This window comes from Hydrocarboniphaga sp. (assembly GCF_965279055.1).
GTDB lineage: Bacteria > Pseudomonadota > Gammaproteobacteria > Nevskiales > Nevskiaceae > Hydrocarboniphaga.
The window spans coordinates 2,002,441-2,015,725 of the sequence record NZ_OZ257125.1 but is presented as its reverse complement, the minus strand read 5'-3'; the positions used below and the strand labels follow the sequence as shown (position 1 = coordinate 2,015,725).

General features: G+C 66.9%; 6 protein-coding genes. All 6 read left to right on the top strand.

What is annotated here, in order from left to right:
* Nucleotides 1-59 precede the first annotated feature (59 nt).
* The 6 genes from ACQZF9_RS09015 (at nucleotide 60) to ACQZF9_RS08990 (ending at nucleotide 13,281) form a co-directional block, all read left to right on the top strand.
* On the top strand, nucleotides 60-2,231 hold the full coding sequence (locus ACQZF9_RS09015; RefSeq protein ID WP_428312902.1) for a glycoside hydrolase family 9 protein: 2,172 nt from the start codon (nucleotides 60-62) through the stop codon (nucleotides 2,229-2,231).
* A gap of 207 nt (nucleotides 2,232-2,438) precedes the next feature.
* Nucleotides 2,439-2,654, top strand: a complete 216-nt coding sequence (locus ACQZF9_RS09010; RefSeq protein WP_428312901.1) for a hypothetical protein — start codon at nucleotides 2,439-2,441, stop codon at nucleotides 2,652-2,654.
* A gap of 194 nt (nucleotides 2,655-2,848) precedes the next feature.
* On the top strand, nucleotides 2,849-5,347 hold the full coding sequence (gene galA / locus ACQZF9_RS09005) for a beta-galactosidase GalA (RefSeq protein ID WP_428312900.1): 2,499 nt from the start codon (nucleotides 2,849-2,851) through the stop codon (nucleotides 5,345-5,347).
* Nucleotides 5,348-5,510: 163 nt separating this feature from the next.
* Nucleotides 5,511-8,381 carry a beta-galactosidase GalA gene (gene galA / locus ACQZF9_RS09000; RefSeq protein WP_428312899.1) on the top strand — a complete coding sequence of 957 codons (2,871 nt, stop codon included), beginning with the start codon at nucleotides 5,511-5,513 and terminating at the stop codon, nucleotides 8,379-8,381.
* 17 nt (nucleotides 8,382-8,398) lie between these two features.
* Nucleotides 8,399-10,426, top strand: a complete 2,028-nt coding sequence (locus ACQZF9_RS08995; protein ID WP_428312898.1) for an alpha-L-arabinofuranosidase C-terminal domain-containing protein — start codon at nucleotides 8,399-8,401, stop codon at nucleotides 10,424-10,426.
* Entirely contained in the window at nucleotides 10,426-13,281 is a 2,856-nt protein-coding gene (locus ACQZF9_RS08990; RefSeq protein WP_428312897.1) for a family 78 glycoside hydrolase catalytic domain, read from the top strand. The genes ACQZF9_RS08995 and ACQZF9_RS08990 overlap by 1 nt, the downstream gene beginning before the upstream one ends.
* The last annotated feature ends 4 nt before the right edge of the window (nucleotides 13,282-13,285 follow it).

Below are 13,285 nucleotides of genomic sequence, written 5' to 3'. Positions count from 1 at the left end.
GACGCGTTGGAGGGCATGACCGAATCCAGCCCGATGTATCTGCGTGGAGAGAGATAAAGATGAAAATAAAAAAAGTCCTGCTGCTCGCACTGGCAGCTCTGAACGCGCCAGCATGGGGGCAGACCTGCCAGCCCAGTGCTGTCTCGCCCTACCTCAACATCAACGGCACTACCGCATGGGCGGGGAAGTCCTCGGCATCGCTGAACACCGGCGCGACCGTCGTGCTCGGGCCGCAACCGACTAGCGGCACCTGGTCATGGAGCGGCTGCGGCACCTCGGGTAGTTCCCGCGAGCAGACCGTCAAGCTCACTGCCAGCTGCACCGCCACTGCTACCTACACCAACAGCTGCGGCGCCAATACGGTCCAGCAGTACAACTTCACCGTCTGGCCGGCGATGGCTTCCAATGCCGGCAAGTACATCATGGTCGACCAGTTCGGCTACCAGACCAACGCGAAGAAGCTGGCGGTATTGCGCACACCGCATACCGGCTTCGATGGCAGCTCCAGTAACCTTTTTTGGCCGCAACAGCTCAGTGTGGTGAACTCGGCCACCGGCACTACCGTGTACAGCTTCTGGCCTACGGAATGGAACAACCAGGCCACCGACGCTTCTTCGGGCGACCAGGTGTGGTACTTCGACTTCAGCAGCGTCACCACTCCGGGCACCTATGAGATCGTCGACACCGGCGGCCAGAGATCGGCGCGCTTCGAGATCGGCGACAACGTCTACCGCAACGTGCTGATTCAGGCCGTGCGGATGTTCTACTACCAGCGCATCGGCCAGGCCAAGACCGCGTCCAATGCCGGCTCGAAATGGGCCGATGGCGCCAGCAACCTGGGATCGGGACAAGACCCGCAGGCGCGGCGTTTTCTCGACAAGAACAACGCCTCCACCGGACGCGACCTGCGAGGTGGCTGGGCCGACGCCGGTGACTACAACAAGTACACCAGCTGGGCGGCCGGCTACACCCAGGAGCTGATGGACGCCTATGTCCAGAACCCCACGGTCTTTACCGACGATTTCAACATCCCCGAGTCGTACAACGGCATTCCGGACATCCTCGACGAAGCGAAATGGGGCCTGGACTGGCTCAAGCGCATGCAGAACAGCGATGGCTCGGTGCTGTCGATCGTCGGGGTCAGCGGTGCCAGCCCGCCATCGGCGGATAGCAGCCCCAGCTACTACGGCGACGCCAGCACCTCGGCCACGCTGGCAGCAGCGGCGGCGTTTGCGGAAGGCGCCAAGGTCTTGGGCAGCCTGAACAACTCGTCGCTGACCTCCTATGTCTCGGACCTGCTGACGCGCGCCCAGAACGCCTACACCTGGGCCGCGAACAACCCCAGCGTCGTCTTCCAAAACAACGCTTCCGCGAACGGGACCTCTGGTCTCGGCGTCGGCCAGCAGGAAACCGACGACAACGGGCGCATCACGCTGCGCATGGTGGCGGCCATCAAGCTGTTCGCGGCGACGGGTACTACTGCCTATCGCGACTATGTCGATGCGAACTACACCACCGCGCAGATGTTCAAGAACTGGTCCCTGTCAGGGTTCAGCGCCGGCGATGCACGGCCGCTGATGTATTACGCCTCGCTGTCCGGCGCCACCACCAGCGTGGCCTCCGCGATCCACCAGCGCTACTCCGACCTGATGAACCGCTCCGACTACGACAATTGGGGTGCCATCGATGCGCAGAGGGACCCGTATCGAGCCCAGATCGGCAGCTACACCTGGGCCAGCAACGCTACCAAGGCCAACGCCGGCACGCTGTTCACGGAGGAAGGCTACTACGGCATCAGCACCCATACCTCCGACCAAGTGAAGAACGCCGCGGTCGACTACCTGCACTACCTGCACGGCGTGAACCCCTTGGGGAAGGTCTACCTGACCAACATGAACAGCTTCGGGGCCGAGAATTCGACGAACCAGATCTGGCACACCTGGTTCTCCGACGGCAGCGCCTGGGACGACGCCAAGAACTCGCTCTACGGCCCCGCGCCGGGGTACCTGGTCGGCGGCCCGGCCGGCTCGCAATACGGCTGGGATAGCGGCTGCCCCAGTGTCTCGTCGGCTTGCGGCTCGGCCCAGCCGGCTCCGCCTTACGGCCAACCGGGACAGAAGTCCTACCTCGACTTCAACACCGGCTGGCCGCTGAACTCCTGGTCGGTCGCCGAGCCCTCCAATGGTTACCAGGTGGCCTATATCCGCCTGCTTGCCCGCTTCGTTCAATAGGCCTCCCCTGAGCCCTGCACGTCCATCTTTGCCGCTGCGGCGAGCGGCGCGCTGTCCTGCTCAGCAGCACGGCCGCCGCCCATGGACCTGCGGGGCCATTGCACGTCGGCCGGCGCGATGTACTTCGTCGCGCCGGCCACTTGGAGTTGAGAAATCGACTCCTCTGCATGGCCGCGCCCTGCGGCCCCTCATCCAAACCACTGAACCATGAAACTGAAACAGACTGTCGTCGCCTGCACCATCGCGTTCGGCCCACTCGGCGTCCATGCCGAACCGGCCGAGTTGCGGCCCGACTGGCCGGGCGCCGGCCAGCTCTTCGTCGGCACCAACTACCAGCCCTACGACTGCAGCCGCGCGCATAAAGGCCACGAGCATCACTCTGTAGCTGGCCCCACGGGCGCTGACCGGATAAAGGCCCAGTGAACATGACGCACTTCGCGCTGCGCCGCAGCATGGCAGCCGCGCTGGGGCTGGCCTGCGCCTTCGCCGCCTCGCTCCCGCCGAGGCGGGCATCGATCTGATGCTGATGCGCAACCAGGCGCGCCGCCACCTGCATCCGAACCTGCGATGAAGACCAGACGCTGCGCCACGAACAATCCCACCCAGTTCTCTCGCCCATGATGAATCGCACACTCGTCTTTGGTTTCCTGGCCTTTTGCCTGGCCCCGGTGAACCCGGCCGCTTGCGCCCAAGCCGCCGGCGCGGCATCGCCGCTGCCCCAGCGGGAAACTCTCTCGTTGGACGAGGGCTGGAGTTTCCACCTGGGCGACATCCAGCCCGATTCGTTTCCCGGTGGCCAGGGCGTCAATCTCTACGCCCCGGACATCACTTACCACGGCGCCAAGGCCGGGACCGCCTGGGGTGCCGCAGCGCGGGGCTATGACGACAAGGCTTGGAGGCGCGTGGACCTGCCGCACGACTGGGTCGTCGAGCAGCCCTTCGACGAGAAAGCGCTCAAGCAGCAGGGCTATCGCCCGCGCGGCATTGCCTGGTACCGGCGGACGTTCCAGCTGCCGACCGCCGATCGTGGCAAGAACATCGAGCTGCAGTTCGACGGCGTCGCCACCCGCGCCACCGTGTATGTCAACGGCAGCGAGGTTGACCACAACTTCAATGGCTATTCCTCGTTCCAGATCAACCTCACGCCGATGGTGCGCTATGGCGAGGACATCAACACCATCGCGGTGCGGGTGGACGCCGAGCACACCGAGGGCTGGTGGTACGAGGGCGGCGGTATCTATCGCCACACCTGGCTGGTCAAACGCAGCCCGGTCCACATCGCCACCGACGGCGTCTATGCCAACCCCGTCAAGGCCGCCGATGGCAAGTGGCTGATCCCCGCCGAAGTCACGTTGGCAAACACAGGCGCCGAAGCAGCCTCGGCCCTGGTGGACGTTGCGGTGTTCGATGCGGCGGGCAAGCGGGTCGCGGGCGCTCGTTCCGCGCCGGTGAGCGTCATCCCGCAGGGCGATGCCGTGGCGAAGGTCTCGGTCACGGTGGCGGCGCCGCAGCTCTGGTCGGTGGACAAGCCGACGCTATACACGGTGCGCACCACCGTGCTGCGCGACGGCAAGCCGGTGGACGCCGTGGACACCACGGCTGGCTTCCGCACTATCCGCTTCGACGCGAAGAAGGGCTTCTTGCTCAACGACCAGCCGCTCAAGCTGATGGGCACCAGCAATCACCAGGACCACGCGGGCGTCGGCGTCGCCGTGCCGGATTCGATCTGGGACTTCCGCATCCGCAAGCTCCAGGAGATGGGCTCGAACGCTTTCCGCTCCGCGCACAACCCGCCGGCCAAGGAACTGCTCGATGCCGCCGACCGCCATGGCATGTTGGTAATGAACGAGACCCGGCACTTCAACGCCTCGCCGGAATATCTCAAGCAACTCCAGTGGCTGGTGCGCCGCGACCGCAACCACCCGAGCGTGATCCTGTGGAGCCTGTTCAACGAGGAAGGGTTGCAGGGCAACGAGGAGGGCATGGAGATCGCGCGCGTGATGAACGCCGTGGTCAAGCAGCTCGACACCACACGGCCCACCACCGGCGGGCAGAACAAGGGGCAACTGGGTCCTGACGGCAAGGCCAACCCGAAGAACGCCGCGCAGGTGGTGGACGTGGTGGGCATCAATTACCAGACCGACGAATACGACAAGATTCGCGCGGCCTACCCCGACAAGCCCATCGTCAGCAGCGAAGACACCTCCCAGGTCATGACGCGCGGCGAATACACAACCGACTGGAACAAGGTCGTGGCCTCCTACGACGAGGTCTACTCGGATTGGGCCGCCACCAGCAATGCTCGCAACTCGTGGCAGGCGATCAGCAAGCAGTCGTCTTTTGCCGGGGGCTTCTCCTGGACGGGCTTCGCTTACCGCGGCGAGCCCACGCCCTACGGCTGGCCTTCTGCTAGCTCCCACTTCGGCGCGCTCGATCTCTGCGGCTTCCCCAAGACCGAGTTCTACGTCCGGCAGGCCCTGTTTGTGAAGGACAAGCCTGTGCTGACGCTGGTGCCGCACTGGAACTGGCAAGGCAAGGAGGGCCAGAACATCAAGGTGCTGGGTTTGACGAACGCCGACACGGTGGCCCTCTCGCTCAACGGCAAGCTCATCGAGGAAAAGAAAGTCCATCCCTTCCAGATGGTGGACTGGCAGGTGCCCTACGCGCCGGGTCGGCTCGAAGCGGTCGCCAGGAAGGCAGGACGCGAAGTGGCGCGTTTCGCCGTGGAAACCACCGGCGCACCCGTGGCGCTGCGCCTGACGCCCGACCGTGACGCGCTGGCCGGCGATGGCCGCGACGCAGCCCCGGTAACCGTCGAGGCCATCGACGCGCAAGGCAGGCCCGTGCCGAGGGCGAACCTTCCCGTCGAGTTCGAGCTCAGCGGTCCGGGCGCGAACATCGGAGTGTGCAATGGCGACCCGAACAGCCACGATCCGGAGAAAGGCAACAAGGTCAGGATCTACAACGGCCTGGCCCAGGTCATCCTGCAGAGCCAGCGCGCTGGCTCGGGCAGCCTCGTCCTGCGCGCCACGTCCGCCGGCCTCAAGCCCGCCGAAACCACGATCAAGGTCCGGGCTGTGCCGGCGCTGCCCACCGTTGCGGTCGTGGCGCCGTAACGCGCGTGGTGGCCATCTCAAAGGTCCTGGCGCCCGCGCCGTGCACCGCCCGTGTCGGCGCGCAGGGGCCGGTGCTGGAACTGCCGCCTCGTCGCTGTGTCGGCGGCGCCCTGAGCACCAACGTTCGGACGTCCCCCCGAACGTCCACTCGGTGGTCACCCGCATGAGCAAACTGTCCTTCTTCACCTCGATCCTCGCGCTGCTGCTCGGCTGGGCTGCCGGATCTGCCGCCGCTGCCGACGACCGCCCGCGCCAGCGCACGCGCATCGACGACGGCTGGCGCTTCGCGCTCGGCCACGCCTATGACGCGGCGCAAGACTTCAACCACGGCACGCGGGCGTTTTTCTTCGCCAAGGCCGGCTTCGGCGACGGCCCCGCGGCCGCCGAGTTCGACGACCGGCCGTGGCGCCGCGTCGACCTGCCGCACGACTGGGCGGTGGAGTTGCCGTTCGACGCACGCGGCAGCACCGCGCATGGCTCCAAGGCGATCGGCCGCGCGTTTCCACAGAACAGCGTCGGCTGGTACCGGCGCGAGCTGGCCATTCCCGCGACGGCGCAGGGCCAGCGCATCGCGCTCGAATTCGATGGCGTGTTCCGCGACAGCGTGGTCTGGGTCAACGGCCACTACTTGAACCATGAGCCCAGCGGCTACTCCAGCTTCCGCGTCGACATCACTGACTACCTGCACTACGGCGGCCGCAACGTCGTCGCCGTGCGCGTCGACGCCAGCACGCAGGAAGGCTGGTGGTACGAAGGCGCGGGCATCTACCGCCATGTCTGGCTGACGCAGACCTCACCGCTGCACGTGGACCACTGGGGCACTTTCGTGCGCGCCACGGTCAACGGCAATCGTGCCGACGTGAGTGTCGCCACGACGGTGCGCAACGACGGCAAGCAGGCCGAGTCGTTCGGACTGGAACACGAACTACGCGACCCCGAAGGCCGCGTCGTCGCCCGTGCAAGCGTGCCCGCCCGGCGCGTGGCCGTTGACGCCAGTACCGACGTACCCGCGACGCTGCGCGTGACGGCACCGAAACTGTGGTCGCTGGAAACGCCGCAGCGCTACACGCTGACGACGCAGGTGAAGAGCGGCGGCCGCGTGGTCGATACCTACGACACGCCGTTCGGCATCCGCACGATCCGCTTCGACGCCAACGAGGGTTTCTTCCTCAACGGCCGCCACATCAAACTGCACGGCGTCAACAATCACCAGGACCACGCCGGCATCGGCGTCGCCCTGCCCGACGCCATGCACGAGGCGCGGCTGAAGATGTTGAAGACGATGGGCGTCAACGCGATCCGCTCGGCGCATCACCCGGCCACGCCCGAGCTGCTGGACGCCTGCGATCGCCTCGGCATTCTGGTCATCGACGAGCACCGGATGATGGGCACCGCGCCACAGCTGCGCGACGAGATGGAACGCATGCTGCGGCGCGACCGCAACCACCCGTCGATCATCCTGTGGTCGGTCGGCAACGAGGAATGGGCGATCGAGAACACCGAGATCGGCACCCGGCTTGCGCGCGAGATGCAGGCCATCGTCAAGCGCATCGACCCGACGCGGCCAGTGACGCTGGCAGCCTCCAGCTCCGGTGCCCCCGAGGGCACCAGCGTCGGCTCCGAGGTGCTCGGCTTCAACTACAAGGCGCAGCACGACATCGACGTGATGCACCGCCGCTTCGCCGAGCGGCCGATCGTCGTCACCGAGGAAGGCCTGACCTATGCCACGCGCGGCATCTATGCCGACGACCCGGCGCATGTACACGTCGCCGCCTACGACAAGCGCTCCGGCGGCGAGCGGACGGCAACGATCGAGGAGGCCTGGCGCTACAACGCCGAGCGGCCCTTCATCGCCGGCATGTTCGTGTGGACCGGCTTCGACTACCGCGGCGAGACCACGCCTTTCGGCTGGCCCGCCATCTCCTCGCAGTTCGGCATGATGGACACCACCGGCGTGCTCAAGGACAGCGGCTACTACCTGAAGGCCGCGTGGAACCCCGAGCCGATGGTGCATGTGCTGCCGCACTGGAACTGGCCCGGCCGCGAAGGCCAGCCGATCGACGTGCGCGTCTACGCCAATACCGACGAGGTGGAGCTGCTGCTGAACGAGCGCTCGCTCGGACGTAAACCGCTGGAGCGCTACGGCCAGATGCAGTGGAGCGTGCCCTACGCGCCCGGCAGCCTGACGGCGCGCGGCTATAAGAGCGGCAAGCTGGTCGCCTCCGAAACCGTGGTCACCACCGGCGACGGCAACGCGGTGCATCTGGCAGTGGACCGTGCCCGCATCCGCGCCGATGGCGACGACGTGGCCGTGGTCAGCGTCACCGTGGTCGACCGCGAAGGCCGCGTCGTGCCCACCGCCGACCACCGCATCCAATTCGAGCTATCGGGATCGGCGCGGCTGATCGGCATGGGCAATGGCGACCCAGGCTCGCACGAGGCCGACAAGCCGTCCGAGATCCACCGCTACGCCGCGCTCGAAGGATGGCACCACAAAACGGTGGCGCGGCTCGAGGACGCCGCCGTGCTGCTGGCCGAAAAGAACAAGTCCGGTGGGCGTGACCCGTTCGGATGGGGGCAACCGCCCGATCGGCAGTCTGTGGACGGCGCCTGGAACCTGGTCAGCGCGCGCTTCGCCCGTCCCGCTGCGGCAGCCGGCGAGCGTGTGGTGCTGTTCGTGAGCGATATCGCGCCGAACCAGCAGGTCTATCTGAACGGCAAGGCGGTGACGCCGCGACGCGAGGAAGGCATGAACGCGATCGACCTCGACGCGGCGCGCTTGAGTGACAGCAACACACTCGTCCTGGTCTTCGCCACGCCGGCCGGCGGCCTGCGCAAACTGTTCGACGATGCGCAGGGTGGCCGGCGCTGGGTCACGCTGCGCACGACCATGCCCGCCGCGCCGTGGCAGCGCAGTGTGTTCAACGGCCATGCACAGCTGATCCTGCAATCCAGCGGCCTCCCTGGCGGCGCCACGCTGCGCGCCAGCGGCGACGGCCTGGCCCCGGCCAGCTTGAATATCGATACGTTTTGAACCGACCCGTCCCGACGATGCGACGACTTTTTGAGTGCCCGACGAAGATGAAGAACCTGAAGCTGCTTTCGCTGTGCGCCCTGTCTGTTGCACTCCTTGCACCCTCATGGGCCGCACCTGCGGCCAAGGCGGCGGGCGCGCCGGAACTGAGCATCGCCGCCGACCGCGTCAAGGCCCGTATCAACCCGCATCTGTACGGCCTGATGACCGAGGAGATCAATTTCGGCTACGAAGGCGGCCTCTATGGCGAGCTGATCCGCAACCGCAGCTTCAAGGCCGAAGCCGGCTACGCCTACCAGGCCGAAGAGCCGGTGTACTGGAGCACCGTCGGCGCGGCCGAGATGGCGCTGGACAAGAAGACCAAGCTCAACGACGCGCTGGACCTGAGCCTGGCGCTGACGATCAAGTCCGCCTCGCCCGCGCAGCCTGCCGGAATTCGCAATCCCGGCTACTGGGGCATCGGGCTCAAGCCCGGCACCACCTACACCGTGTCGTTCTATGCCAAGGCCGAGGGTGATGTGGGGCCGCTGGTCGCTGCGTTGGTGAAGGCCGGTGGTGCCACCATCGTTGTCGGCCAGATCGACGGCATCGGCAAGGACTGGAAGAAGTTTGAACTCAGCCTGCGCACCGGCAGCGGCCTGCAGCCGTCCAAGGACAACGTGTTCACGCTCACCGCCACGCGGCCGGGCAAGTTGTGGCTGCAGCAGGTGTCGCTGTTCGGGCCCACCTTCAAGAACCGTCCCAACGGCCTGCGTCCGGATCTGATGGAACTGATGGCGGGAATGAAGCCGAAGTTCCTGCGCTTTCCCGGCGGCAACTACGTCGAGGGCGATACCTTCGCGCAGCGCTTCGAGTGGAAGAAGACTCTCGGCGATCCCGCCCAGCGTCCCGGCCACCGCAGCCCCTGGAACTACTGGTCCAGCGACGGCATGGGCATGCTGGAGTTCCTGCTGTGGTGCGAAGACCTGGGCATGGAGCCGCTGCTCGACGTGTTCGCCGGCTATGCACTCAACGGCGAGCGCCTGAGCACGGCCGAGGATCTGGCCCCCTACGTGCAGGAGGCGCTGGACCAGATCGAATACATCATCGGCAGCCCCGACACGAAGTGGGGCGCTCAGCGTGCGAAGGACGGTCATCCCAAACCCTTCGCCATGCGTTACGTCGAGATCGGCAACGAGGACTTCTTCGACAAGTCCGGTTCCTACGACCAGCGCTTCGCGATCTTCTACAAGGCGATCAAGGCCAAGTACCCACAGCTGCAGCTGATCTCCACCGTGGCCACCGACGCGACGCCGTCGCAGCGGCCCGACATGGTCGACGATCACACTTACGCCTGGGGCGAAGCGCGGATGTACGAGCATCTGAACGACTACGACCAGCGCCCGCGCACCGCACCCAGGGTCTTCGTCGGCGAATGGGCCACGCATTCGGGCTGGCCGATGCCGAACATGAAGGCCGCGATCGCCGACGCCGCGTATCTGGCGAGCCTGGAGCGCAACGCCGACGTGGTGCTGATGGCGGCCTATGCGCCGCTACTGGCCAACCTCAGCCAGGTAATGGGCCACAGCCGCGATCGCTCGATGCAGTGGGCCACCAATCTGATCGGTTACGACGCGCTGAAGTCCTACGGCACGCCCTCTTACTACGTGCAGAAGATGTTCTCCGAACACCTGGGCGATGTGGTGCTGGAGTCCTCGGCGCGCGACATCCCGAACTGGACCAGCGACGATGGCAAGAGCTTTCCGGCGCTTCACTGGGTGGTGACGCGCAAGAGCGAGACCGGCAAGCCGGGCCGCATCCAGATCAAGTTCGCCAGCCGCGCCGCCGCCGATCAGCCGGTGCGCGTGAAGTTGTCCGGCGTGAAGAAGTTGGCGCCTACTGCCGTGCTGACCGTAATGACCTCGCCCGATCCGGAGGCCGGCAACTCGCTGGACGAGCCGACCCGTATCGCGCCGAGAACGCAGACCGTCAAAGGCATTGCCTCCGAGTTCACGCTGACGCTGCCGGCCTATTCGGTCGGCGTGCTGGAGATCGAAGTCCGGTGATGGCCGGTCGACGATTGCGCGTCCTGCTGCTGGCCGCGCTCGTCGGCGTCGCTGTCGCCGCGCTGCAGCCGGCGCAGGCCGGCGGCACGGGCGAGCTGAGCGTCGCCGGCACGACCACCAATGCGCGTACCCGGCCGCTGGGAATCGGCGTCGACGACATCTCGCTAGCCTGGACGCTGGCCGCCTCCGTTCGCGGCGCGCATCAGCAGGCCTATCAGGTCCGCGTCGGCACGCAGCCGGGCAGCGCCGATATCTGGGACTCCGGCAAGCTGAAGTCGGATCGGCAGATCGATGTCACGCTGCCCGCCACGCTCAAGCTGCAGCCGGCGACCCGCTATCACTGGCAAGTGCGCGCCTGGGACCGACACGGTCGCGCCGGCGCCTGGAGCGCGCCCGACTGGTTCGAGACCGGCCTGATCTCGGCCGCCAACTGGCAGAACGCGCAGTGGATCGCCGCGCCCTTCGACGCCGCCGACCAGCCGCGCCCGCTGTTGCGCGGCGCGCTGCAATTGAGCAAGCCGGTGCGCCAGGCGCGGCTGTACGCCACCGCGCGCGGTGTTTACCAGCTATGGCTCAACGGCCGGCCCGTCGGCGACCAGGCGCTGGCGCCCGGCTGGACCGACTACCACCAGCGCCTGCAGGTGCAAACCTACGACGTGACCGACCTGCTGCGCAGCGGCGCCAACGTCATCGGCGCGGCGTTGGCGGACGGCTGGTTCCGCGGCAAGGTGGGCATTGCCTGGCAGGGCGTGTACGGCCAGCAGCTGGCGCTCAAGGCCAAGCTGCGCGTGACCTATGCCGACGGCAGCACCGAGGACTTCGGCACCGATGCGCAGTGGCGCAGCCTGCCCGGTCCCTACGTGCGGGCCGACCTGCAGGACGGCGAGCAGTACGACGCGCGCCGCCTGCCGGACCGATGGGCCGAACCGGGCTTCGACGATGGCGCGTGGCAAGCCGTGGTGACGCCGGCCGACACCAAGGCACGCCTGGTGCCACAGCCCGACGAACCGGTACGCGTTATCGAAGTGCGCCCCGCGCAGGCGCGCCTGCCGGCCCCGAATGGCGTCTTCCTCTACGACATCGGCCAGAACGTCGTCGGCGTGGCCCGCGTCAGGCTCAGCGGCCGCGCCGGCCAGACCGTACGCCTGCGCCATGGCGAGGACATTTACCGCCGTGGCGACCACCAGGGCCAGCTCTACACCGACAACCTGCGCTCCGCCGCTGCTACCGACACCTACACCTTCGCCCGCGACGAAACCGTGATCTACCAGCCGCGCTTCACCCAGCACGGCTTCCGCTACGTCGAGATCACCGGCGTGGATGCCGCTCCCGCGGCGTCCGACGTGCAGGCCGTGGTGCTGGGCTCGGACCTGCCCGACATCGGCGACCTGCGCCTGTCCCACCCGATGCTCGACCAGCTGGTGCGCAATATCCGCTGGGGCCAGCGCGGCAACTTCCTGTCCATCCCCACCGACACACCGGCGCGCGACGAGCGCCTGGGCTGGACCGGCGACATCAATGTCTTCGCGCCCACCGCCAGCCGGCTGCAGGACACACGCGCCTTCCTGTCGAAATGGATGGACGACCTGCGCGACGCGCAGCGCACCGACGGCAACATCCCGGCCATCGTGCCCTTCCCCGGCAGGCAGTTCGAGGAAACCGGAGTCGGCTGGGCGGACGCCTTCATTACCGTGCCCTACGCGGTCTGGCGCGCCACCGGCGACACGCGCATCCTGCGCCGCAACTGGGCCGCCATGTGCCGTTTCTACGACTTCCTGCTGGCCGGCACGACGGCCAAAGGCAGGCTGCTGGAAGAAGGCCGCGTCTCCTTTTTCTCCGGCGACTGGCTGAGCCTGGAAGGCGTCGACCGTATGCGCGAGCACCCGGTCATCGCGACGGCCTACTTCGCCGAGAACACCCGCATGATGGCCGAGATGGCCGCTGCACTGGGCGACGCGGATCGTACGCGCACCGGCCGGGCGCTGGTCGAGCGTATCCGCGCTGCGTTCGCTCAAGCCTATCGGCAAGCCGACGGCCGCATCGAGCCCGGCACGCAGACCGCCTATGCGATGGCGCTCGGCATGGGCCTGCTGACGTGCGCAGAGCGCGACGCGACCGCGGCGCGCTTCGTCGACAAGTTGGTGGCGGACAACTACCACCTGAAAACCGGCTTCCTCGGCACGCCCTGGCTGCTGCCGGCGCTGTCCAGCATCGGCCGCGACGATCTGGCGATGCGCCTGCTGCTCAACGACGACTACCCCTCCTGGGGCCACGAGATCCGCATGGGCGCCACCACCATCTGGGAGCGCTGGAACGGCATCGACGCCGACGGCGGCTTCGGCACGGCCGACATGAACTCCTTCAACCACTACGCCAACGGCGCCGTCGGCGACTGGATGTTTGCGCACCTCGGCGGGCTGCAGATGATCGAGCCCGGCTACAAGCGCTCGCGCATCGCGCCGCTGGTATCGCACCCGGCATTGAGCCACGCCCAGTCGAGCCTGCGCACGCCGTATGGCTTGCTGGCGAGCGATTGGCGTCGCGCCGACGACGGCTTGCACCTGAGCGTGCAGGTGCCCGTCGGCACCGAAGCCGAGATTCTGCTGGCGGCCCCTGAGCCACGGCTGGTGCGCGAGGGGCTGCATGCGGCGTCGCGTGCTGCGGGGATTCGACGGGCTCACTGGAAAAACGGTGTGCTGACGCTGCAAGTAGGATCGGGGCAGTATCAGTTCCATGTGCCGTCGCAGGCATCGTGGCCGACGCCGCCCTCGCCGCAAGCTTCGACATGGATGCCTGCGCCAACACCACGCCTTGCGGCCGGTGTGAACAAACCGGAAGATTTGGATTTCCGTTAGCCGT